This is a genomic window from Brevibacterium album DSM 18261 (assembly GCF_000426445.1).
GTDB lineage: Bacteria > Actinomycetota > Actinomycetes > Actinomycetales > Brevibacteriaceae > Brevibacterium > Brevibacterium album.
In genome coordinates this window covers 140,449-162,589 of record NZ_AUFJ01000015.1, presented here as the reverse complement: position 1 = coordinate 162,589, position 22,141 = coordinate 140,449, and the positions used below count along the sequence as shown (strand labels likewise).

21 protein-coding genes are annotated in these 22,141 nt (G+C 70.8%); 13 read left to right on the top strand and 8 right to left on the bottom strand.

Translation table 11 applies throughout. The annotated features are described in order from the left end of the window. The first annotated feature begins 208 nt into the window (after nt 1–208). Nucleotides 209–1,552: an aspartate aminotransferase family protein gene (locus K318_RS0112975; RefSeq protein ID WP_029089796.1), complete on the top strand. Its 1,344-nt coding sequence runs from the start codon at nt 209–211 to the stop codon at nt 1,550–1,552. Nucleotides 1,553–1,594: 42 nt separating this feature from the next. Here K318_RS0112975 and K318_RS0112970 read toward each other — a convergent pair whose 3' ends face one another. Together K318_RS0112970 and K318_RS0112965 are read right to left on the bottom strand one after the other, a co-directional pair. Continuing rightward, complete coding sequence (locus tag K318_RS0112970) at nt 1,595–1,897, bottom strand: HigA family addiction module antitoxin (RefSeq protein ID WP_029089795.1); 303 nt, start codon at nt 1,895–1,897, stop codon at nt 1,595–1,597. Continuing rightward, a complete protein-coding gene (locus tag K318_RS0112965) occupies nt 1,884–2,165 on the bottom strand; it encodes a type II toxin-antitoxin system RelE/ParE family toxin (RefSeq protein WP_029089794.1) in 282 nt (93 codons plus the stop codon). Before K318_RS0112965 ends, K318_RS0112970 begins: the two co-directional genes overlap by 14 nt. A gap of 108 nt (nt 2,166–2,273) precedes the next feature. On the opposite strand from K318_RS0112965, the gene K318_RS24795 reads away from it, so the two are divergent. Continuing rightward, complete coding sequence (locus tag K318_RS24795; RefSeq protein ID WP_169721471.1) at nt 2,274–2,675, top strand: hypothetical protein; 402 nt, start codon at nt 2,274–2,276, stop codon at nt 2,673–2,675. 41 nt (nt 2,676–2,716) lie between these two features. On the opposite strand, the gene K318_RS0112955 is transcribed toward K318_RS24795, so the two are convergent. Beyond that, a complete protein-coding gene (locus tag K318_RS0112955; RefSeq protein WP_029089792.1) occupies nt 2,717–3,031 on the bottom strand; it encodes a helix-turn-helix domain-containing protein in 315 nt (104 codons plus the stop codon). A 48-nt stretch (nt 3,032–3,079) separates the two neighbouring features. Further along, the gene (locus K318_RS21805) at nt 3,080–3,337 is read right to left on the bottom strand and encodes a hypothetical protein (protein ID WP_211233331.1); all 258 of its coding nucleotides are present in this window, start codon (nt 3,335–3,337) and stop codon (nt 3,080–3,082) included. Nucleotides 3,338–3,416: 79 nt separating this feature from the next. On the opposite strand from K318_RS21805, the gene acuR reads away from it, so the two are divergent. The 3 genes from acuR to K318_RS0112935 all read left to right on the top strand — a co-directional run bounded on the left by acuR (nt 3,417) and on the right by K318_RS0112935 (nt 5,912). Then, a complete protein-coding gene (acuR, locus tag K318_RS21800) occupies nt 3,417–4,193 on the top strand; it encodes an acrylate utilization transcriptional regulator AcuR (RefSeq protein ID WP_084500188.1) in 777 nt (258 codons plus the stop codon). Further along, on the top strand, nt 4,190–5,185 hold the full coding sequence (gene acuI / locus K318_RS0112940) for an acrylyl-CoA reductase (NADPH) (RefSeq protein ID WP_029089791.1): 996 nt from the start codon (nt 4,190–4,192) through the stop codon (nt 5,183–5,185). Before acuR ends, acuI begins: the two co-directional genes overlap by 4 nt. A gap of 127 nt (nt 5,186–5,312) precedes the next feature. Further along, nucleotides 5,313–5,912 (top strand): peroxidase-related enzyme, encoded by a 600-nt coding sequence (locus K318_RS0112935; RefSeq protein ID WP_035281912.1) that lies wholly within the window; start codon nt 5,313–5,315, stop codon nt 5,910–5,912. Nucleotides 5,913–6,157: 245 nt separating this feature from the next. Here K318_RS0112935 and K318_RS21795 read toward each other — a convergent pair whose 3' ends face one another. Further along, on the bottom strand, nt 6,158–7,258 hold the full coding sequence (locus K318_RS21795; protein WP_051297981.1) for an LCP family protein: 1,101 nt from the start codon (nt 7,256–7,258) through the stop codon (nt 6,158–6,160). A gap of 307 nt (nt 7,259–7,565) precedes the next feature. Between K318_RS21795 and K318_RS0112925 the strand changes: the two genes are divergently transcribed. The 8 genes from K318_RS0112925 (at nt 7,566) to K318_RS21785 (ending at nt 16,876) form a co-directional block, all read left to right on the top strand. Then, nucleotides 7,566–8,159, top strand: coding sequence for a short chain dehydrogenase (locus tag K318_RS0112925; protein WP_029089789.1), 594 nt, complete (start codon nt 7,566–7,568; stop codon nt 8,157–8,159). A gap of 172 nt (nt 8,160–8,331) precedes the next feature. After that, entirely contained in the window at nt 8,332–9,102 is a 771-nt protein-coding gene (locus tag K318_RS0112920) for a GntR family transcriptional regulator (RefSeq protein WP_051297980.1), read from the top strand. Between the two features lie 346 nt (nt 9,103–9,448). Beyond that, nucleotides 9,449–10,732 (top strand): FAD-dependent oxidoreductase, encoded by a 1,284-nt coding sequence (locus tag K318_RS0112915; RefSeq protein WP_029089787.1) that lies wholly within the window; start codon nt 9,449–9,451, stop codon nt 10,730–10,732. A gap of 130 nt (nt 10,733–10,862) precedes the next feature. Further along, nucleotides 10,863–11,759 (top strand): dihydrodipicolinate synthase family protein, encoded by an 897-nt coding sequence (locus tag K318_RS0112910; RefSeq protein WP_029089786.1) that lies wholly within the window; start codon nt 10,863–10,865, stop codon nt 11,757–11,759. Nucleotides 11,760–11,791: 32 nt separating this feature from the next. Next, the gene (locus K318_RS21790) at nt 11,792–13,015 is read left to right on the top strand and encodes a proline racemase family protein (RefSeq protein ID WP_084500187.1); all 1,224 of its coding nucleotides are present in this window, start codon (nt 11,792–11,794) and stop codon (nt 13,013–13,015) included. Continuing rightward, nucleotides 13,012–14,502, top strand: coding sequence for a gamma-aminobutyraldehyde dehydrogenase (locus K318_RS0112900; protein ID WP_035281910.1), 1,491 nt, complete (start codon nt 13,012–13,014; stop codon nt 14,500–14,502). Before K318_RS21790 ends, K318_RS0112900 begins: the two co-directional genes overlap by 4 nt. A 338-nt stretch (nt 14,503–14,840) precedes the next feature. Further along, nucleotides 14,841–15,317 carry a universal stress protein gene (locus tag K318_RS0112895; RefSeq protein WP_051297979.1) on the top strand — a complete coding sequence of 159 codons (477 nt, stop codon included), beginning with the start codon at nt 14,841–14,843 and terminating at the stop codon, nt 15,315–15,317. After that, nucleotides 15,314–16,876, top strand: coding sequence for an alanine/glycine:cation symporter family protein (locus K318_RS21785; RefSeq protein WP_051297978.1), 1,563 nt, complete (start codon nt 15,314–15,316; stop codon nt 16,874–16,876). Before K318_RS0112895 ends, K318_RS21785 begins: the two co-directional genes overlap by 4 nt. Before the next feature lie 265 nt (nt 16,877–17,141). Here K318_RS21785 and K318_RS0112885 read toward each other — a convergent pair whose 3' ends face one another. From K318_RS0112885 to K318_RS21780, 3 genes are all read right to left on the bottom strand, one after another. Further along, the gene (locus tag K318_RS0112885; RefSeq protein WP_029089783.1) at nt 17,142–18,131 is read right to left on the bottom strand and encodes a universal stress protein; all 990 of its coding nucleotides are present in this window, start codon (nt 18,129–18,131) and stop codon (nt 17,142–17,144) included. Nucleotides 18,132–18,222: 91 nt separating this feature from the next. Then, complete coding sequence (locus K318_RS0112880; protein WP_029089782.1) at nt 18,223–18,666, bottom strand: hypothetical protein; 444 nt, start codon at nt 18,664–18,666, stop codon at nt 18,223–18,225. A gap of 124 nt (nt 18,667–18,790) precedes the next feature. Next, on the bottom strand, nt 18,791–22,027 hold the full coding sequence (locus K318_RS21780) for a DEAD/DEAH box helicase (RefSeq protein WP_156914006.1): 3,237 nt from the start codon (nt 22,025–22,027) through the stop codon (nt 18,791–18,793). Nucleotides 22,028–22,141 lie beyond the last annotated feature (114 nt).

Sequence of the window (22,141 nt, the reverse complement as noted above, 5' to 3'; positions counted from 1 at the left end):
TCAGTCCGCCCGGCCGCGCCCGCTCAGCGGCGCCGGCCCCCGTCCACGCCCGAGGAGGCGCACAGTGACCGTCACACAGAACGAGACCCTGCCCGAGGCGGGATCTGCGGATCCGCAGGCCGCCGGCACCGCAGCTCCTGTCGCCGAGGCCTCTGCCGCCTCGGGCACGGCTCCCGGCTCCGCACAGGCCGGCTCCCAGCACGACCCGGTGAGCGAGGAGGCACTCACCAGGGGCCGCCGCGCCCATGAGCTCGACCGGAAGCACGTGTTCCACTCCTGGCAGGCGCAGGGGCCCTTCGACCCCATGACGATCACCCGGACGGCCGGCTCCCGGGTGTGGGACGGCGAGGGCCGCGAGCTGCTCGACTTCTCCAGCCAGCTCGTGAACACGAACATCGGCCACCAGCACCCCGCAGTCGTCCAGGCGATCCAGGAGCAGGCGGCGGACATCTGCACCATCGCGCCGCAGCACGTCAACGGCGCCCGCTCCGAGGCCGCCCGCCTCATCGCGGATCTCGCGCCGGAGGGCCTGGACCGGGTGTTCTTCACCAACGGCGGGGCCGATGCCAATGAGCACGCGATCCGCATGGCCCGCCTGCACACGGGCCGGCAGAAGGTGCTCTCCGCCTATCGCAGCTACCACGGCGGCACGCAGCTGGCGGTCAACGTCACGGGCGATCCGCGGCGCTTCCCCAACGACTCCTCCGGCGAGGGCGTCGTGCACTTCATGCCCGCCTATACGTACCGCTCGCACTTCGGCTCGGAGACCCCGGAGCAGGAGACCGAGCGGGCGCTGCGCCACCTCGAGGACATGATCACGCTGGAGGGCGCGGCGAACATCGCCGCCCTCGTGCTGGAGACGGTCCCGGGCACGGCGGGCATCTACGCGCCGCCCCCGGGCTACCTCGCAGGCGTCCGGGAGCTCACTCGGAAGCACGGGATCGTGTTCATCGCGGACGAGGTGATGGCCGGCTTCGGACGCACCGGGGCCTGGTTCGCGGTCGACAACTGGGACATCGCCCCGGACCTCATCACCTTCGCCAAGGGCGTGAACTCCGGATACGTCCCACTGGGCGGCGTCATCATCGCCGAGCCGATCTACGGGACCTTCGTCGACCGGCAGTACCCCGGCGGGCTCACCTACTCCGGCCATCCGCTGGCGTGTGCGGCGGCGGTCGCGACGATCACCGCGATGCGCGAGGAGGGCATGATCGAGAACGCCGCGCGCCTGGGCCGCGAGGTGATCGGCCCGCGCCTGGAAAAGATGAAGGAGCGCCACCCCTCGGTGGGCGATGTGCGCGGCCTCGGCTGCTTCTGGGCGATCGAACTGGTGCGGAACCGGGAGACGCGCGAGCCGCTGGCCCCCTACGGCGGCAGCTCGGAGGCGATGAACGCGGTGCTGGGCGCGATCAGGGCGGGCGGCGTGCTGCCCTTCGCCAATTTCAACCGCATCCACGTGGTCCCGCCGCTCAACATCGCCGATGCGGACCTGCGCGCCGGCCTCGACGTCATCGATGAGGCGCTGAGCCTCGCGGACGCGCACGTGGGGTGAGGGGCGCGGGTTGAGCGGCCCTGCCCATAGGGGCGGGGCCGCTCAGACGACGCTCAATGGAGTGATCGCGGCGATCTGCTCTCCCGCTAGGTCCTCCGCCTGATCCAACTCGTAGTGGCTCTGCAGATTGATCCAGAACTCCGCCGACGTCCCGAAGTACTTCGCAAGCCGCAGCGCAGTATCCGCGCTGATTCCCCGCTTGCCGTGCACGATCTCGTTGATCCGCCGCGGTGGCACTCCGATCGACACAGCGAGCTTGTTCTGAGTGATCCCGAAGCCCTCGATGAAGTCCTCCATGAGGACCTCTCCCGGGTGGATCGGGGCGATCTTGTCAGTGGTAGTCAACTATCTCCACCTCCTCCGGTCCGGCGTCCATCCATACAAAACAGATCCGCCGCTGGTCGTTGATCCTGATGCTGTGCTGACCGGCCCGATCGCCCTTCAGCGCCTCGAGGCGGTTACCGGGCGGGATACGGAGGTCGTCAAGGCTCTCCGCGGCCCCGACCTGACGAAGCTTGCGCAGTGCGACCCGATGGATCCTCGGATCGATCGACCGCACGCGATCACGACGCCACAGCCGCTCGGTGTCCTTGCTTCCGAACGATCTGATCACGAGACCAGCATATAACGGGCATCGTCATTAACACTAGACGTTAAATCGAGACTCAATGGAGTTCCGGCGCAGAACAACCTGTGCGGTGCTGAGGTGACCGATCCCCGTGTGCCGACAGCGGTAGCGTGGGAGGAGGTCGACCACGAGGAAGGGGTCCCCATGATGAACAGGAGACGACAGCCGGGCATGGGCGGCACTCGACGCGGAGGGTGGAGCTGGCGAGCTTTCACCGTCGGCGTCCTCACGGCCAACAGCGTGCCCCATCTGGCCACGGCAGCCCGAGGCCAACATATGCTCACCCCGCTCGGCGGGCAGGATTCCGGGCCCGGAAGGAACCTCGTCTGGGGTTCGATCAACCTCGCAGCTGGGGCATTCTCCGCGACGGCGGCGCTGCGCGGCACAAGTACGGCGAAGGAATCGATCGTCCCGTTCGCCGCCGGTGCCGCCGTATTCGCCGCCTGGGTCGCGGTCTACGAGAAGTGCCTCGCAGGCGAGAGCCCTCAGGCCTGAGGCGTGTCAGCCGTCATCGCGGCAGGCCCGCGTCAGCCCCGTCAGGCCACCTGAACCCGCTGATCGCCAGCCACGTACTCCAGCGCGAGGCCCCCACCAACAGCCTCGAGGCAGCGACGGACAGTGCCGACCTTCGCATTCTCGAGGTCGCCGGACTCGATCTTGGAGACCTGTCGCTGACCTACACCGATGCGCTCGGCAAGCTGAGCCTGAGTCAGCCCTGCCTGCTCACGCAGCTCACGCAGCCGGTACGCCCGAACCTCGGCGAGCATCCGTGCTTTGTGCGCGTCGATCTGCGCGCGCATCTCGGTGTCCATGGGATGATTGGCGAGGTATTCCTCAGATGTCAGTGCCATTGCCGTCACGCCTCCCTCAGCTCTTCGATCGTCGTCATCCAGCCCCGACTAGATGCGGCCCCGCTCATCCACCGGGCGATGACGGCAGTCACGCCAAGCCTCGGCCAGCTCCTCGCGCGAGCCGTCCGGATGCGCCTCGTGCCAGGCACGCGTGAATCGGTTGTACTCGAACTGCGGATCGATGTCCTTCGCCCCTCCCCCGCGCGTCGCGTGATAGTGGTCGAGCGCATCCTGCAGCGTCTGCTTGCCGTCCGTGTCCGCGAGGAAGGCGCGCATCTCGCCGTCGAACCGGAACGGGGAGCTCAACGCGAGCCAGAGGAGGCGCTCGTCCCACTCCCGGCACCCACCCCTTGATTTACCGAGTAGAACGGTCTAGAAAATAGACATGACACCGTCGCTCCCCGCGCCCGCGGAGGAGAGCCCTCCCGCCCTCCGGAGGCGCGGCCGCCCCCGCAAGGACCAGAGCGCTCCCGATGCCCCGCGGCAGAAGCTGCTGCGCGCGGGAGTCGCGATCCTCACCGAGAAGGGCCTGAGCGCCGTCGGGATCGACGAGGTGCTCACCGCCGCAGGCGTGCCGAAGGGCTCCTTCTACCACTACTTCCCCAGCAAGGAGGCCTTCGGCCTCGCCGCCGTGGACTCCTACGCCGAGTACTTCGCCGCCAAACTGGACCGCTGGTTCACCGATGCCTCCCTCAGCCCGCTCCAGCAGCTGCGCGCATTCATCGCGGACGCCACCGCAGGCATGGCGAAGCACGACTACCGGCGCGGCTGCCTCGTGGGCAATCTCGGGCAGGAGATGGGGGCGCTGCCCGGCTCCTTCCGCGCACGCATCGTCTCCGCACTCGAGGACTGGGAGGAGCGGACCGCAGGATGCCTGCGAGCCGCCGAGGCCGCAGGCCAGATCCGCGCGGGCGCAGACTGTCGGCAGCTCGCCCGCGTCTTCTGGATCGGCTGGGAGGGCGCGGTGCTGCGGGCCAAGCTCGACGGCGGCCCCGGAGCCCTCCTCGCCTTCGAGGACGGCTTCCTCACCATGATCGGCGCCGAGGCGCCGGAACCCGCACAGAACCCACCGGGATCATCGGGCCCATCGCAGACCACACAGAGCGCCACACCGGCGCTCCACAGCGGCGCTGACGCCGCAGAGAAGGAGGACAGAGCATGACCGAGAGCTTCAGGGCCCTGCTGATCAGCGAGGACGAGGGAGGACAGCGGGTCGAGGTCGCGGACGTCCCCGCTGACCGGCTGCCCGCCGGTGACGTGACGGTGCGCGTGGACTGCTCAACGCTCAACTACAAGGACGCCCTCGCCCTCACCGGCAGCGGCAAGGTCGTCCGCAGCTTCCCGATGGTCCCCGGCATCGACTTCGCCGGCACCGTGACGGAGTCCTCGAGCCCGGACTGGGCGCCGGGCGACCAGGTGGTTCTCAACGGCTGGGGCGTGGGCGAGCGCCACTGGGGCGGACTCGCCGGGCGCGCCCGCGTCGACGCGGGCTGGCTCGTGCCCCTGGAATCCGCCTTCACCCCGCAGCAGGCCATGAGCATCGGCACCGCCGGGTACACGGCGATGCTGTGCGTCATGGCCCTCGAACGCCACGGGGTCACGCCGGAGCAGGGCGAGGTCCTCGTCACCGGTGCCTCGGGAGGCGTGGGCAGCATCGCCGTCGCAGTGCTCTCGAAGCTCGGATACACGGTCGTCGCGGTCACGGGCCGGCCGGAGGAAGAGGAGTACCTCATCGGTCTCGGCGCTGCGCGGATCCTCCCCCGCTCCGATTTCGAGGGGCCCGGCAGGCCGCTGGCCAAGGAGCAGTGGGCCGGTGCCGTCGATGTGGCCGGCGGCCATGTGCTCGCCAACGTCTGCGCCTCCACCAAGTACCGGGGCACCGTGGCCGCCTGCGGTCTGGCCGCCGGGATGGACCTGCCCGCCACCGTCGCGCCCTTCATCCTCCACGGTGTCACGCTCGCCGGCATCGACAGCGTCATGTGCCCGCAGGAGGACCGCCGGGAGGCGTGGCGCCGGCTCGCCCGGGACCTCGACCCCGCCGTGCTCGAGCCGATGACCGAAGCCGTCTCCCTCGAGGACTGCCTGCCCACGGCGGAGAGGCTGCTCGCCGGGCAGGTGCGCGGTCGGGTGATCGTCCCGCTCATCGAGGCCTGAGGACACTCCTCCCGCCCGCGGCACGGCGCACCAGTCGGCCGCACACCGCACACTCCCGCCCCTCCGATCCCGCAGAGCGGACAGGCTCGCCTCGCACACCCCCACCCCCCTCAGATGGAGAAGACCCATGACCGAGCAGACCGCAGCCGCAGGAACCCCCGAGCCCCCGATCAGCCGCTTCCCCGTTCCCTCCCTCGACGAGCTCCCCGGGGACATCCGTGAGCGGATCCTCGCGGTGCAGGAGAAGTCCGGCTTCGTCCCCAATGTCTTCCTCGCCCTGGCCCACCGGCCGGACGAGTTCCGCGCGTTCTTCGCCTACCACGATGCGCTCATGGAGAAGGAGAGCGGCCTGACGAAGGCCGAGCGCGAGATGATCGTCGTCGCGACCTCGAGCGCGAACGAGTGCCAGTACTGCGTGGTGGCCCACGGGGCGATCCTGCGCATCCGGGCGAAGAACCCGCTCATCAGCGACCAGGTCGCGGCGAACTATCGCAAGGCCGACATCAGCGCCCGGCAGCGGGCGATGCTCGACTTCGCCATGCGGGTCTCCCAGTCCGCCCAGACCGTGGACGAGGCGGACTTCGAGGCCCTGCACGCCCACGGCTTCACGGACGAGGACATCTGGGACATCGCGGGAGTCGCCTCCTTCTTCGGGCTCTCCAACCGCATGGCGAACGTCATGGCGATGCGGCCCAACGCCGAGTTCTACGGCATGGGTCGCGGCTGAGCCCGCGCACACCGGACCGCCCCTCAGCCCCGAGGCGGGATTCCGCGCCTCGGGGCAGCCGGTGCGCGGCTCATATCGACCTCATCGAGTTCAGGGGCGCGGGCACGTACGGCAATCCGAACTACGCCGAAGGCAAGGCCGCCTACCTCGAGAAGCGGGACGCGGAGTTCGCGGACACCGGCACGGAGATGCTGCAGTGGTGAGCCATGCGCCCGCCCTGTCCGCCGGAAGACCGCTCCGGCAGCTCAGCCGCACATGGTCGAGTCCGCCGACCGCATCTCCCGTTCGGGCACCGGGGCGGAGTCGGCCTCGGCGGGCTGGGCCGAATCCCCGGTCCCGGCAGATTCTGCCGGGTCCCCGGCCGCATCGCCTGTCTCGGAGCCGGAAACCGGTTCGTCCGCGCCCAAGCGCGCAAACACCTCGCCGGCGGCCTCCGAGGGAACCACCCGATTGGGGTCGCGTGCGTCCTCCTGCCACGGCATCACCATGAATGTGATCTCACCGCTCTCCACACCGGCGGCCGAGCGGGCGAGTGAGGCCAGCGCCGTGAGGGACTCGAGCTCGGGATCCACGGTGAGCGACGACGTGACGGCGTCGAGGAAGCCGTACAGCCGGTCGGGCCGGGTGAGCACCTCCGCGCTCTTGGCCCGCTGCACGATGGCCGACATCACCTTCTGCTGATGGCCCATGCGTGCGATGTCGCTGCCATCGCCCACCGCATGCCGCGTCCGCGCGAGGGCGAGCGCGTCCTCACCGCTGACAGTCTGCTCACCTGCAGGAAGATCGAGATTGGCCTTGGGGTCCTGCAGCGCCTCGGGCAGGCAAACCGGAAGACCGCCCATCGCCTCGACCATCGCCTCGAAACCGTCGAAGTTCATCTCCACGAAGTGGTCGATATGCACGCCCGAGAGCGCTTCCACCACCGCCACGGAGCAGCTGGGGCCGTTGTTGAGGGCGGAATTCACGGCACCGTAGTGCGCGGGCGACTCCCCCGAGCCCGTATCGGGACAGGCGGGCATCTCCATCACCGTGTCGCGCGGGATCTGAATCGCGTCGATGCGGGACTCGTCCGCGGACAGGTGCGCGAGCACCATGGCATCGCTGCGGGCGCCCCCTGCGTCGCCGTAGGCGTCGCTGTCGAGATCACGCGTGTCGGAGCCAAGGATCAGCAGGTTCATGCCCGACTCCCCGCCCAGCGCGGGCGCTGCGTCCTCTGCCCGGATCGGTGCGGAGGACAGATTGCCCTGCAGCTTCCCGACCGCTGCGATCCCGGTCACCGTGAGCCCCACCGCGAGCACCGCGGCGGCTCCCACAGTCAGGCGGCGGCGCCGGTACTTCGCCTCCATGAGGCGCCGGTACCGTCGAGGGCGCAAGCGCTGGGCGCTGCTGCTGCCGTCGTCTCCGTGAAGACAGTCGGGCACTGCGCTCACCTCTCTCCGTCGCTTGCACAGGCACTGCGGCCGTCCATCCTACTCCTTCGGCTCAGCACCGCATCGGCACAGGGCCCGGGACGAACTCGCAGCGGACTTCCGGCGGAATGCGTGTCGCACCCCTTCCCTGAATCGCTTTTGTATGACAACGTGGACCCCGGGCGGTCTGCACAGGAGGTCTGCCGATCCGCGGAGCCCTCCCGGGAAGCGAAGGAGACACAGCATGAAGGTCCTCGTCATCGGCGCGAACGGCAATGTGGGCGGCGTCGCCGCAGCGGCCCTCGAGGAGCGCGGACACGAGGTGGTCCGCGCCTCCCGCTCCACGGAGCCGGGCGTGGACATCACGGACCCGGCCTCGACCAGCGCCCTGTTCGAGGCGGTGGGCGCGGTGGACGCCGTCCTCGTCGCCTCGGGGGCGGTGCCCTTCAGACCGGTCACGGAGCTCACGCACGAGGACTACCTCTCCGGCTTCCTGTCGAAGGCCCTGAGTCAGATCGACGTGGCCCGGGCGGCCCTCGACCATGTGGCCGACGGCGGGTCGATCACACTGACCACCGGGGTCCTCAGCCGTGAGCCCATCGCCACGGGTGCGGCGGCGGCCGCCGCGAACGGGGCCGTGGACGCCTATGTCATGGTCGCTGCGGCAGAGGCCCCGCGCGGCATCCGCGTCAACGCCGTCTCCCCCGACGTCCTCGCGAACTCCCCGCACTACCACCCCGCGTTCCCCGGCCACCGCCCGGTCACGGACGAGGAGGTCGGCACCGCCTATGTGCTCGCCGTCGAGGGCCTCGTCAACGGCCGGGTCCTCCCCGTCTGAGGCGGCCCCCGGCCCGCACGGGCACCGGCCGCTCGCGGCTCCGCGGCACTGCCGCCGGGTCGCCGCCGCCGAAGCAGGAGGGGCCGAGCCGTCCCATCGCCGGAGATCCGGCTCCGGCGCCCCACGGCCGGGGAGCTAGCATGAGCGCTGAGCGAGGCCTCGCTCAGCGCTCATGCGCTTCCCGCCTCCCGGCAGGGCCTCCGCCCCACGATGCAAGGAGACCGTCATCAGCGAGACGCAGGCAGCGAGCCCCCGCGCCGCGGCGGCGAACGGCGCCCCCACGGGGAACACGGAGCGCCGCCAGCGGGTCGTCGACGAGATCAAGCGGCGCATCGTCACCGGCGAGCTGCGCCCCGGGCAGCGCATCGTCGAGGCCGAGCTGACCTCGGCGCTGGGCGTGAGCCGGCCGACCGCCCGGGAGGCGCTCAACCAGCTCTCCCGCGACGGCTACCTCGTCCAGGAGGCGTATCGCGGCCACCGGATGGCCCACCTCGAGGCCGAGAGCCTGCTCGAGATCGCCCGCGTGCGCGTCGCACTCGACACCGAGGCGATCACCGAGATCGTCCGCGATCCGAGCGGCGAGGGGATGCGCCTCCTCGAACGCTCCTGGGAGGAGTTCGAGGAGGCCTCCCGCAGCGAGGACCCGCTCCTCGTCCACGAGGCGCACCTCCGCTTCCACCGCGGCATCTGGGAGGCGGCGGGCAACTACCTGCTCATGCGCATCTGGCCCGTCGTCGAGGCCCAGATGACCATCGTGCTCGCCTACGACCAGTTCGCCCGTCGCGATTCGGTCCGCGCCCATGCGGTCCACCAGGGGCTCATGCGCGCCATCCGCAGCGGCGAGGACGCGCAGATCCGCGAGGCCCTCGAGATCCACACGATCGACAGCGCCCGCGGCCTCGCCTTCCTCCTCGGCGCCGAGACGGGCCCCGGCGCGCACTGACCGCGTCGCCGCGCGCCCCCTCACACCTGCGTCCGCACCCGCACCCAGCTTCCCCCGCAGACGCCCGCCTTCCGCGAACGCCCCGTCATGGCGCCCACTTCTCTCGCAGACGCCCAGCTGTGGGCCTGAAGAAGTGGGCGTCTGCGTGGGAAGTGGGCGTCCTCGCGTCATCAGCAGATTCCCCTCGCGGCCCGTTGACCCCGCACCGGGCGGACACGTAGGCTCATCCTGACACTGGATTGTCATACAAACTATGGCATGTGCATGTGCGGACACGTGGATGCACGCGGACTGCCGGGATCCGACAGCCGCGACTGCCATGCACACTCGACGGAGAGGGACAGGGATGAGGACGGTCATCGTCGGCGGAGGGGTCGTGGGTCTCACGACCGCGTACGAGATCGCGCGCGCCGGCGGACAGCCCCTCGTGCTCGAGGCCGCACGCGCCGGTCAGGCGGCCTCCCACGGCAATGCGGCCAAGATCGCCCTCGCGGAATCGGCACCGGTGCCCGCGCCCGGCGTGCTCCTCCAGGGGATCCGCTGGATGCTGCGCCCCGACAGCCCGCTCGCGATCCACCCGCGCCTCGCACCGGACTATGTGAAGTTCCTCCTCGCGATGGCCCGCCACTGCAATGCCCGCGACTTCGAGGCGGGCCTCGACGTGCACCTGCGCATGGGCGCGGATGCGAACGACCTCCTCGACGACTACCGGGCGGACGGCATCGACTTCGAGATGCACGCCAACGGCGTCCTCCTCGCCTTCGAGACCCGCGAGCGCTTCGAGGAGCACTGCGCCTCACTGCCGCAGTTCGAGAGCTTCGGGCACGTGCCGGAGCGCCTGTACGGACACGGAGCGGTGCAGGAGCGCGAGCCCGCGCTGAAGGACTCGATCGGCTACGGCCTGTTCTTCCCCTCCGACCGCCAGCTGGAGCCGGACTCGCTGACCCGCGGGCTCGTCGCCCGCATCACCGAACTGGGCGGGGAGGTCCGCGAGGACACCGCGGTCTCCGGCTTCGTCCGCCGCGGCGACCGCGTGACCGCCGTGCTCACGGACTCCGGAGAGCGCATCGAGGCCGATGCCGTCGTCATCACCGCGGGCGCGGACGCGGGCAGGCTCACGGCACAGCTGGGTGTTCCCCTGCCCATCGTGACCGGCAAGGGCTACAGCATCGACTACACCCCGGCTCCCGTGCAGCTGCGCACCTCGCTGACCCTCGAGGACGCGCGGGTCGCCGTCACTCCCCTGGACGGCCGACTGCGCCTGGCCGGGACGATGGAGTTCGGCGCCCGCAACAACGAGGTCAACGACGTCCGCGTCTCCGCGATCCGCAGAGCCGCCGCTCAGGCCTTCTCCGGCTGGGAGTCCGCCGACCTCACGGGCGAGCAGGCTCCCTGGGCAGGCGTACGGCCCATGACTCCGGACGGCCTGCCCGTCATCGGGCTCCTGGGCGAGCTCTCGAACACCGTCGTCTCCTCCGGCCACTCGATGCTCGGACTCACCCTGGCACCGGCCTCGGCCCGGATCGCCTCCGACCTCGTCTTCGGCCACCGGCCGGAGCTGCCCGCCGATCTCCTGAACCGAATCAGCCCGCACCGCTACCCAGCAGGCCCCCGCCACCGGGCGCTCTGAGCAGCGCCGAGCCCCCACCGGTCAGGGCCCCGCGCCCGCCCGGCCACACCACCCTCCGCCCTCGCCGACGAGGGCGGGCCGCCCGGGACCCGCACCCGGCACACACGCACAGACCCGAAAGGAACATCCCATGACCGCACAGCTGAACGGCATCCTCGCCGCCGTCGTCACCCCCTTCACCCCCGAGGGCGAGGTGGACCGCGCCGGCATCGCAGCCCAGGTCGAGCACATCCTCGGCGGCGGCATCCACGGCCTGGTCCCCGGCGGCAGCACGGGGGAGTTCACCACGCTCACCCTCGATGAGCGCAAGGCCGCCAACCGGGCCTATGTCGAGGCCGCCGCTGGCCGCGCACCCGTCTACGCGGGTACGGGAGCACTCAGCACGACCGAGACGGTCGAGCTCAGCCGGGACGCCGAGGCCGCGGGCGCCGACGGCGTCATGATCGTCCCGCCCTTCTACGACGCCCCTGGCTTCGAGGAGCTCATCGCGCACTACGGCGCGGTCTCCGAGGCGATCGGCATCCCGATCATGTACTACAACATCCCGGATGCCACGGGCGTCGAGCTCACCGCCGAGCAGCTCGGCGAGCTCGGCCGCCGCACGGGGGTCACGTGCTACAAGGACACCGGCGGCGACAACGTGAAGTTCAACAAGGTCCTCGTCGAGCAGGCCGAGCACATCCAGGCGCTCAACGGCTGGGACACCCTCACCTTCCAGTCCATGGCCCTCGGCGCGACCGCCGGCGTCTGGGGTGCGGCCAGCATCCTCCCCCGCCAGTGCGCGGACCTGTACGAAGCGGTGGGGGTGCAGGGCGACCTCGCCCGAGGCCGCGAGCTGTGGAAGACCCTCGCCCCGGTCTGCGAGTTCCTCGAGTCCCACACCTACGCCGCGGCCATCAAGGCCGGCCTCCGGCTGGTGGGCGTGAACCCCGGCTCCATGCGCGGACCCTTCCGGGACCTCGGCGAGGAGCACCTCGACGAGTTCCGCACGCTGCTCGCCGCCGCCGGCGCCGAGGTCACGGCCTGAGCGGGAGCCTTCACAGAGAGAGGAGATCGTCCGTGGGACGACAGGTCATCCAGGCCGTCGACGTCCACGCCGCCGGTGAGCCCGGCCGCGTGCTGATCGGCAGCGCCATGAAGATCAAGGGCGCCACGATGGCCGACCGGCTGCGCTACTGCGTGGAGCATCTGGACGCGTTCCGCACCCTGGTCCTCCAGGAGCCGCGCGGCTATCCGGGCCTCTGCGCGCCCATCGTAGTGCCGCCCACGGAGTTCGACAGCGACTTCGGCATGATCGTCATGGAGCAGGGCGGCTTCCGCCCCATGTCCGGCTCCAATCTCATCTGCGCCGTCACCGCGATGATCGAGACGGGCTCCGTCGACGTCGTCGAACCCGTCACCCACCTGCGCGTGGACACCGCCGCCGGCACCGTGGCCGTCCGGGCCGAGGTGGTCGACGGTCGGGCGGTGAGCGTCGAGTTCGACAACGTGCCCGCATTCGCCCTCGCCCTCGACCACCCGCTCGAGGTGCCCGGCTACGGGACGGTCCCGGTGGACGTGGTGTTCGGCGGCCAGTTCTACGTGCAGACCCGCTGCGAGAACCTGGGGCTGGAGCTCAGGCCCCGGAACGCCAAGGACATCATCCGGGCGGCCTCGGCGATGACACGGGCCGCGCAGCTCTCCATCCCGGTCTCGCACCCCGTCATCCCGGACCTCGGGCTCATCTCGCTGCCGATGATCCACGGACCCGCGCAGACGGAGGGCACCCACGGCCGCAACGCCGTCGTCCTGCCCAACGGCGAGGTGGACCTGGCCGACCCGCGCACGTGGACGGGCACCCTCGACCGCTCGCCCTGCGGCACCGGCACGAGCGCGCGGGTCGCGGCCAAGGTCGCCCGCGGCGAACTCGATGTGGGCGACGAGTTCGTCCACGAGTCCATGCTCGGCACCACCTTCACCGCCACCGTGAAGGAGCGGACCACGGTGGGCGGACTGGATGCCGTGGTGCCCTCCATCCGGGGCCGAGGCTGGATCACCGGTTTCCACCAGCTCATCCTCGAATCCGACGACCCGTTCCCGGTCGGCTACACGATCGGCGACATCTGGGGCCGCGGCGTGGGCCTCTCGGAGGCGGTCGAGCGCCCGGAGGGCGAGGGCGCGCAGCACGACCGCCCCGGGGACTTCCCGGAGGGCGAGATCGGGATACCGCTCGACAGCACGGCCCGCGCCCACGACGCCCTCGATGCCAGCACCACGATCCCCCCATTCAAGGAGTTCTCATGACAGTCGCACTGCAGCACATCGGCGGCGAGCGCCGCGAGGGGCGCGGCGAGGAGGTCCACGTCATCCTCGACCCCTCGACCGGCGAGGAGGTCGCGCGCGGGACCGGCGCCTCGGCGGCGGATGTGGACGAGGCGGTGGCTGCGGCGCGGACCGCCTTCGGCGACTGGTCCCGCAGGACCCCGGGCGAGCGCTCCGAGGCCATGCACGCCTGGGCTCGCATCCTCGGCTCGCGCGCCGAGGAGCTCTCCGCCCTCGAATCCCGGCAGGGCGGCAAACCCATCCGCCTGGCGCGCGGCTTCGACATCCCCGGCGTCGTGGACAACGTGGCGTTCTTCGCGGGAGCCGCGCGGAACCTGGAGGGGAAGGCCAGCGCGGAGTACTCCGGCGACCACACCTCCTCGATCCGGCGCGAGCCCATCGGTGTGGTCGGCTCGATCGCACCGTGGAACTACCCGCTGCAGATGGCCGCCTGGAAGGTGCTGCCGGCGGTGGCGGCCGGGAACACGATCGTGCTCAAGCCCTCCGAACTCACGCCGCTGACCTCGCTCATCTTCGCGGAGACGGCCGAGGAGGCGGGCATCCCCGCGGGCGTGATCAACGTCGTCACCGGCTCGGGGCTCGCGGTGGGCGATCCGCTCATCAGCCACCCTGACGTGGACATGGTCTCCTTCACCGGTTCCACCGCGGTGGGCCGCCAGATCGGGGCGAAGGCCGCCGGCCAGGTGAAGAAGGTCCATCTGGAGCTGGGCGGGAAGGCGCCCTTCGTGGTGTTCGCGGACGCGGACGTCGAGGCCGCCGCCCGCGGCGCCGTCGCGGGTGCACTCATCAACACCGGCCAGGACTGCACGGCCGCGACCCGCGTCTACGCGCATGCGGACATCTTCGAGGTGCTCACCGCGCGGATCGCGGAGCTCATGGGACAGGTGACCATCGGCGCGGCCGCAGACGAGGCGACGGAGCTGGGCGCGCTCATCTCCCTCGCGCAGCGGGACCGCGTCGCGGGCATGGTGGACCGCGCGAGGGAGACCGGTGCGCAGGTGCTGTGCGGCGGCAGGGTCCCCGCCGAGGCCCCTGAGGGCACCGCCTTCTACGAGCCCACTCTGGTCATCGGTGCCGCACAGGACTCGGAGATCGTGCAGGACGAGGTGTTCGGGCCCGTGCTCGTGGCGCTGCCCTTCGAAACCGACGACGAGGCGATCCGGCTGGCCAATGACACGCCCTTCGGACTCGCAGCCTCGGCGTGGACCGGGTCCGTGTTCCGGGCGCAGCGGGCCTCCCGAGAGATCCAGGCCGGCTGCGTGTGGATCAACGACCACATCCCCATCATCTCGGAGATGCCGCACGGCGGGTACAAGGCCTCGGGCTTCGGCAAGGACATGTCGCAGTACTCGCTCGACGAGTACACCCAGGTGAAGCACGTGATCTCGGACATCACGGGCGCCGATCACAAGGAGTGGCACGACCTCATCTTCACAGCGGAGAGCTGAGGCTCCGCGCCTCGGGGCCAGTGTCTCCCCTGAGGTCCTCAGCGCCGTCGAGCGCCCCGATCATCATGATCGGGGCGCTCTTGTGCGTATGACAATCATACTTTTCACGCTCACGCATATCCGCGAGTTCTCGCCGTTGACACGGTGGATTGTATGACAGATCATGGTTCACGTGATCTTCGCCACTGCGCGGGATCGGATGGCGCCCGGAAGCGCTGCCCACCAAGCCCTTCGCTCATGACCTGATCACGAAGACGTGAGAGGACACAGACCATGAATCCACAGCATCACAGGCCCCGCAGACGGGCGACAGGCTCTCCGCGGCGGGAGGTGCTGCGATGAGCGGCGCGGACGGGGCCCGGCGGCCGGTGATGGAATCGCTCCTGGTGGGCGTCGACCACAGCGAGAGCGCGCGGCGCGCGGCGCGGTTCGCCCTCGAACGGGCCCACGCCCTCCGCGCGCGCCTCCGGATCGCCCACGTCATCAACTGGTCGCGCTACCACATCCAGTCCCTCGAGGAGACCTTCGAGCGGCCGGTGAGGCGCCGGGAGGAGATCGCCCGCGCCCAGGCCGAGGTGCTCGATCCGCTGCTCGCCTGGGCCGAGGAGGAGGGCCTGCTCGAGGGCGTCGAGGTGACGACCTCGGTCGAGCATGGGCGGCCCTCCGAGGTGCTCGCGGACATGGCAGCGAAGGAGGGCAGCGATCTCATCTTCGTGGGCCGCACGGGTGAGGCGAACCTGCGCACCGCGATCTTCGGCAGCACCGCGAGCCGGCTCGCCCAGCACGCTCCCGTCGCGGTGGTGGTCGTGCCATGAGCGCCTTCACGCATACGATCCCCGCAACCGGGGCCGTCCTCGCCGTCGGAGCGGAGGGGAGCCTCGACTCGTTCCTCGAGAACAGCTTCGGCCCCGTCGCCCGCGGGCTGGAATCGGTGGTCTTCTACTCCGTGCCCCTCTTCGGCACGCAGTTCCCGCTCATCGTCCTGTGGCTCGTGCTGCTGGGCCTCTTCTTCACCGTCTGGCTCAAGCTCCTCAGCGTCAGGGGCATGGCCCATGCGATCCAGCTGGTCCGCGGCCGGTACACGGACAAGGATGCTGCCGGTGAGATCTCGCATTTCCAGGCGCTCGCGACCGCCCTGGCCTCGACCGTGGGGCTGGGCAACATCGCCGGCGTCGCGGTCGCGATCTCGCTGGGCGGTCCGGGCGCGGCATTCTGGATGATCGTCGCGGGCTTCTTCGCGATGTCGACGAAGATGGCCGAGTGCATGCTGGCGGTGAAGTACCGGCACGTCCGCGAGGACGGGACCGTCTCGGGCGGCCCCATGTACTACCTGCGCCGCGGACTCGCCGACATCGGGCTGAAGAAGACCGGTCTGGTCCTGGCCGCGCTGTGGGCGTTCTTCATGATGATCGCGGCGATCGGCACCAACGCCTTCCAGTCGAACCAGGCGGTCGCGCAGATCGTCGAGGTGGCCGGGGGCGGCTCCGTCGGCGCGTGGCTCGACGACAACCGGTGGGTGCTCGGCCTCGCACTCGCACTCGCGACGGGGGCGGCGATCCTCGGCGGCGTCAAGGGGATCGCGAAGGTGACGGAGGTACTCGTGCCGTTCATGGCCGTCCTCTACGTCGCGAGCGCGCTCATCATCCTCGCTGTCAACCTCACCGCGATCCCCGCGGCCCTCGCGGAGATCGTCACGAGCGCATTCAACCCGCAGGGTGTGGCCGGAGGCGCGGTCGGCGCCCTCATCGTGGGCTTCCAGCGGGCAGCGTTCTCGAACTCCGCAGGCGTGGGCGACGCACCCATCGCCCATTCGGCCGTGAAGACCCGCAGACCCGCGACCGAGGGGTTCGTCGCCGCGCTCGAGCCCTTCGTGGACACCATCATCGTCTGCACCATGACTGCACTCGTCATCGTGACGACAGGGGTGTTCCGCGACGCGGACCCGGACGCGGTGGACGGCGTGACGCTGACCTCCCGCTCCTTCGCGACGGTGGCCGAGTGGTTCCCCTATCTGCTCGCGATCGCCGTGGTGCTCTTCGCCGTCTCCACGGTGCTGAGCAACTCCTACTACGGGATGAAGGCCTTCGGCTACCTGTTCGGCGACAACCGCATCGCGGAGAACGTCTACAAGGTCGTGTTCCTGTCCTTCACCGTGATCGGCGGGGCGGTCTCGCTGGGCCCCGTCATCGTGTTCACGGATTCCGTGTTCTTCCTGCCCGCCGTCTGCAACGGGATCGGCCTCTATCTGCTCGCCCGCGTCATCAGGCGCGAGTTCCGCGGCTACTGGCACAGCCTCCGCGCAGGCGAGTTCGAGACGGTGGAGGAGATGCATGCCGCACGCAACACCGCGAGGAGGACGACCGATGGTTCCTGAACCCGCACATCAGCGCGAGCACCCGAGGGCATCCCTCACCGGTGCCACCCTCGACGTCACGGGCGCCGATTAGGTCCGCTGACGCACGGCGCAGGCGGGTTCGGCGCCTCCGTCCAGCCTCGCCGGCCGCGTCCGCCCGGCCTCGCTCCTCCCCGCGCACACACGCGGGGTCCGCGGCGCGAGGCCCGGCCGGCCGAGCGCGCGCGAGCCGAGGCATCCCGCCGAGCGGACGGCTCGACCGGATGCCTCGGACGCACGCGCACCCTCAGCCGGGGAGCCGCGCGTCCTGGAGGTTCGGGACGACCATGACAGGGCCTGCCGCCTTGTACAGGACGCCCCGGGAGGTGGAGCCCAGCAGAGCGCTCATGAACGCCCCCCTGCCGCGCGTGCCCACGACGGTGAGCTGGGAGTCGCCCGTGGCCTGATTGAGGATGACCGAGGGCTCGCCCACCTCGACCGCCGCGCTCATCTCCACATCGGGGAAGTGCTGCTTCAGCCAGGTGATGTCCTCCTCGAGGGTATTCTGCAGCATCTCGCTCCGCTGCTTCGTGACCTTCGCGACGTCCGCGGAGAGCTCCGGATACCAGGCCATGTTGGTGCCCAGGGGCGGCAGGGCCATGAGGAGGCGGAGCGTCACCCCGCGCTGCGAGGCGGCCTGAGCCGCATGGAGGGCGGCCACCCGGCTGAGCTGGGAATCGTCCATGCCGACGGTGACGGGGGCCTGCAGACGCACGGGTGAGAAATCCGCGTGCTGCAGCGGCTCGTGGTGCCAGTAGTCCGTGGGCACCACGACCGTGGGGCAGAACGTGTGCGCCGGCAGGGCGGACGCCACCGATCCCAGGATCCGGCCCACGAAGCCGCCGCGGCCGCGTGCGCCGAGCACCGCCAGCTGCGCCTCCTTCGTGAGCTCGGCCAGCGCACCCACGGAATCGCCCTCGACCGCCCGGAACTGCACCTCGCCCGGATAGTCCTTGAGGAACTCCGCAGCCACGGTGAGGAGCTGCTCCGCCTCGTCCTTCTTGGCCTTGTCCTCCGGAGCGGTGGGCACGGCCGCGTAGGTCGAGTAGATGGCGGGCGGCACGCGATACACCGTGACGACGTTGAGGACCGTGCCGTGGCGCTGCGCCGCACGCGCCGCGTAGTGGAGCGCACGGGTGGCGTTCTCGGAACCGTCGTAGCCGACGACGACCCCCAGCTCGCGGGCGGCCGGATCGTAGGGGATCGTGTGCGCGTCTGTGTGAACGTCGGTGTTCATGATCCGTCCTCTCACGGGGACTCCCAGTTGAGACGACGATGGCGCCCCGTCCGAGTCCATCCTCGTCACCCCTGATTCTACCCCTCCCCTTCTACCCACAGTAGAAGAAGCGGAGGTCGGCCTCCCCGGGGCCCGCCGGTGCGGCCGGCAGGCTCACCTGTCCTCTCCGCGCATCTCCGAGGCCTGCGCCCAGACCCCGGTCCACGATGTCGAAGGCGTGCAGGAGACCTGAAGCGTGAGCGCAGAGGTCACCGTCCTCACAGGTGCAGATGCTGCCGCTGAGCTCGTACTCGAGGCCGTCCTCACGCGGGGAGGGCAGGAACTGGACGAGCGCCCGGAACTCGCGCCCGCCCTCCTCCCGCACCGTCCCGGTGAGCGTCGCCGTGCCCGCATCCCAGGTGAGGGCGCGGACATCGCCGCGCACGGCGTGCACGGCCCCGCGTTCGAGCGCGGAAGTCGCGAAGCGCTCCTCCATGGGGAACAGCACGAGGTCTGGCAGTGAGCCGGTGGGTGAGCGAACCACGATCTCTTCCATGCCCCGAGTCTTGCAGGAGGCACGGACACAATTCGCGATCACAGGGCACGGAGCGCACTCCTTCCGGCATGATCTGCCATTCAGGATTCGAATGCATCCCGGAGCGCCGACCGCGATGCCTCTTCTAGGCGAACAGCGCACGCATCTCCTCCGCCGAGAGCGCTCGGGAGAAGTCCGCGAGGGACTCGCGCGCACTCGCGCCGGCCTCGGGCGCACTCGCCGATGAGGCCTGCGCACCCGCCTCCGCACCGTCCTGCCGTGCAGCCGGCGCACCGTCTTCCGCATCGTCCTCTGCGCCCTCGCTCGAGCGAGGCTCCGCACCGCCGCCCAGCAGCGATTCCGCGAGCCGGGCCTTCCTGCGCTGCAGCTCCAGCACCTTCTCCTCGATCGTCCCGCGCGCCACCATCCGGTACACCACGACGGGACTCGTCTGCCCGATCCGGTGCGCACGGTCGACGGCCTGCGCCTCGGCGGCCGGGTTCCACCAGGGGTCCATGAGGTAGACGTAGTCCGCCTCCGTGAGCGTGAGCCCGAACCCGCCGGCCTTGAGGCTCAGCAGGAAGACACCGGCATCGCCGTTGCGGAAGCCCGCGACCACCTCGCCCCGGCGCCGCGTGGAGCCGTCCAGCCGCACATGGTCGATGCCGCGCTCCGTCAGCGCCTCGCCCACCCGGTCCAGGAAGGAGGTGAACTGGCTGAACACGAGCACTCTGTGCCTGTCCTCCAACACCTGCTCGAGTTCCTCGAGCAGCGTGTGCAGCTTCGAGGACTGCACCCCACCATGCTGCTCCCCGTCCACGATCGAGGGGTCCAGAGCGAGCATGCGCAGGAGCGTGAGCGAGCGGAACACGATGAAGCGCGTGCGCTCCATCCCCTGCCGCTCCAGGTCCTCCAGCATGCCGAGCACCTTCTTCCTCTCCCGCTGCAGCACGGCGTCGTAGAGCCGCCGGTGCTCCGGCAGGAGCTCCACCTCGCGGACCTGCTCCTGCCTGGCCGGCAGCTCCGCGGCCACGGACTCCTTGGTGCGGCGCAGCACGAACGGCCGGATCCGCTTCCGCACCCGCTCGAGGCGGTGCAGCGCCCCGCCCTTCTCCACGGGCAGCGTGTACTGCTGCCGGAAGGCGACGGGCGAGGGGAAGATGCCCGGCGCCGTCAGCGAGAGCAGCGCCCACAGATCGTCGAGGGAGTTCTCCACGGGCGTGCCCGTGAGTGCGAGCCTGAAAGGGGCCCTGATGTCCGCGAGCGCCCCGTACAGCTGCGTGCGGCGGTTCTTCGCGAACTGCGCCTCGTCGATGACGAGCCCGCACCACTCCTCCGCCGCGTACTCGGCCGCCCCCAGACGCAGCAGCGCGAAGGAGGTGACGACGACATCCGCACCCCGCACCCGATCCGCGAGGCGGCCCCGGTCGCCTCGCGCGCGAATGCGCCCCGAGGCGGCGGCACCGCCTCCCGCAGCGGCCGGCCGGGAGCTCCCGAGGGCGCGCACATCCAGATCAGGGGCGAACCTCGCCGCCTCCTGCGCCCAGACGTCCACCACGGAGGACGGTGCCACGACGAGGAACGGCGGTGCGGTGCCGCTTTCGGCAGCCGCCGCGCGCGCGGATCCCCCGCTGCCGCCGTGCGCCTCATCCCCGCTCGCGGATGCGCCTCGCTCCCGGGCGCGCACGATCATCGCCAGCGTCTGCAGGGTCTTGCCCAGGCCCATGTCATCGGCGAGGATGCCGCCCAGCCCATGATCGAAGAGCAGGCTCAGCCAGGCATAGCCCTCCTCCTGGTAACCGCGCAGCTCAGCCCGGAGGCCCGCCGGCGGCGCAGGTCGCGGCACGTCGTCCAGCCGCCCCAGCGCACCCACCGACCGCCGCCACGCGAGCGCCGCCTCGGAGCTGTCCGCGGCATCGGCGAACTCCTCCCACAGGTCCACCTGGTACCGCGAGATCCGGGGCGCCTCCGGGTCCCACTCCCCCAGCGCCCGGGCCTCGTCGAGGAGCCGTCTGAGCCCGTCGAACGCAGGATGGTCCAGGCTCAGGTACGACTTGTCCGGCAGGAGCAGGGTCTTCGCCCCCTGCGCCAGCGCCCGGAACAGCGAGGCGAAGGGGACGGTCCTCCCCGCGACGGTCACCTGGAAGGCCAGGTCGAACCAGTCCCGGGTCCCCGTCTCCTCGCTCGTCACCGCGACCCGGGGCGGCTCCGTGAGCTCCCGGTAGTCCTGCCGCCTGCCGCTCGTGCGCACGCGGAGGCAGTCCAGCCGCTCGAGCTCCGGCAGCACGCGCACCGTGAAGACCGCCGTGTCCGTCCCGCCGAGGTCCTGGCGATCGATCTCCCCGGCCCCGGGCCAGAGGTCGGAGACACGTGCGGCGACCGCGGCCTCGGCGACGGGGTCCCGGCTGGGGTCCGGCCCGGCCGTCACCGCGTACTCCCGCTCCGGCCCGCGGTACAGCCACGACCAGTGCAGGGCGACCTCGTCCTCCTCCCCGTAGACGGCGAGGAGGGAGAGCAGGGGCGGGGCCTCCTCGGGCAGGTCCACCGAACCGTCCTCGCTGGTGACGGTCACGGCGGACCGCAGGACGGGGAAGAACTCGCGCTCGAACTCCGCCCGCTCACCGGCCGCCACGACCAATGGCGCGCGCCGGGCCAGCAGCGCCCTCGCACCGGGCGCGGCCGCCCTCACCGCGGGTGCGAGCACGAGGCCGAGGGCTCCGCCGGACCTCGGGAGATCGCCCTCCAGCCCCGCGAAGCCGTGGTCGCCCACAGTGCCCGAGGCGGCCATCTCCTCCTCGTCGATCCGCAGCCGGGGCTCGAGGTGGAGGCGGCCGTGCGCGTCCCCGTGCAGGTCGATCCGCTTCTCCGCCGTGCCGCCCACCCGCACCGAGGTGAGCAGTCCGGTGCCGGTCAGCGCGACGCCCGCGGCCTGCAGCCGTTCGAGCAGGGGCCACAGCAGGGGCGAGGGATAGCGGTCCAGGCGGAGCATCCCGGCCTCGCCGGGGCTGAGGTTCCGCTCATCGCGGGACAGGCGGTGCAGCTGGTCGAGGAGTGCCCGGACGTGCCGCTGCGGTCCCGTTCCCGGGTGCGCGAAGGAGCGCCAGGTGAGCCCTCCCCGCCTCCAGGTGCCCGGCCGCGCACCGGCCTCGACGGGTCTCATCCCCACGAACCAGTCCGCGCCCTCGACCAGCTGCGTCCGCTCCAGGGGCACGGGTGCGGATTCGTAGAACCAGCCGCGCGAGTCCTCCGCGCAGAGCTCGAACGCGATCCCGAGCGGGGCCGGCTCCGAGCCCGCCGAAGGCTGCTGCGCCTGCGTCGTGCGCGCCCGCGCGACGGGAGCCAGGAGGCGCTTCCACTCAGGGTCGCGCGCGCTCTGTGCCATGTCCCCTCCCCCCTCCCTCCGCAGATCGTTCGCCGCGAACCGCACAGCCGTTCAGCACCGCACTCGTTCCCGCGCAGCGCACTCGCCGCCGCACGTCCCCTCCCACCCCGACGC

Coding starts and splice junctions, on each gene's coding strand:
- K318_RS0112925 (WP_029089789.1), top strand. CDS start 7,566: ATGAAGGTCCTCGTCATCGGCGCGAACGGCAATGTGGGCGGCGTCGCC.
- K318_RS0112935 (WP_035281912.1), top strand. CDS start 5,313: ATGACCGAGCAGACCGCAGCCGCAGGAACCCCCGAGCCCCCGATCAGC.
- K318_RS0112910 (WP_029089786.1), top strand. CDS start 10,863: ATGACCGCACAGCTGAACGGCATCCTCGCCGCCGTCGTCACCCCCTTC.
- K318_RS0112920 (WP_051297980.1), top strand. CDS start 8,332: ATGCGCTTCCCGCCTCCCGGCAGGGCCTCCGCCCCACGATGCAAGGAG.
- K318_RS0112955 (WP_029089792.1), bottom strand. CDS start 3,031: ATGGCACTGACATCTGAGGAATACCTCGCCAATCATCCCATGGACACC.
- K318_RS21785 (WP_051297978.1), top strand. CDS start 15,314: ATGAGCGCCTTCACGCATACGATCCCCGCAACCGGGGCCGTCCTCGCC.
- K318_RS0112885 (WP_029089783.1), bottom strand. CDS start 18,131: ATGAACACCGACGTTCACACAGACGCGCACACGATCCCCTACGATCCG.
- K318_RS0112880 (WP_029089782.1), bottom strand. CDS start 18,666: ATGGAAGAGATCGTGGTTCGCTCACCCACCGGCTCACTGCCAGACCTC.
- acuR (WP_084500188.1), top strand. CDS start 3,417: ATGACACCGTCGCTCCCCGCGCCCGCGGAGGAGAGCCCTCCCGCCCTC.
- K318_RS0112915 (WP_029089787.1), top strand. CDS start 9,449: ATGAGGACGGTCATCGTCGGCGGAGGGGTCGTGGGTCTCACGACCGCG.
- K318_RS0112895 (WP_051297979.1), top strand. CDS start 14,841: ATGAGCGGCGCGGACGGGGCCCGGCGGCCGGTGATGGAATCGCTCCTG.
- K318_RS21780 (WP_156914006.1), bottom strand. CDS start 22,027: ATGGCACAGAGCGCGCGCGACCCTGAGTGGAAGCGCCTCCTGGCTCCC.
- K318_RS21795 (WP_051297981.1), bottom strand. CDS start 7,258: ATGGAGGCGAAGTACCGGCGCCGCCGCCTGACTGTGGGAGCCGCCGCG.
- acuI (WP_029089791.1), top strand. CDS start 4,190: ATGACCGAGAGCTTCAGGGCCCTGCTGATCAGCGAGGACGAGGGAGGA.
- K318_RS0112900 (WP_035281910.1), top strand. CDS start 13,012: ATGACAGTCGCACTGCAGCACATCGGCGGCGAGCGCCGCGAGGGGCGC.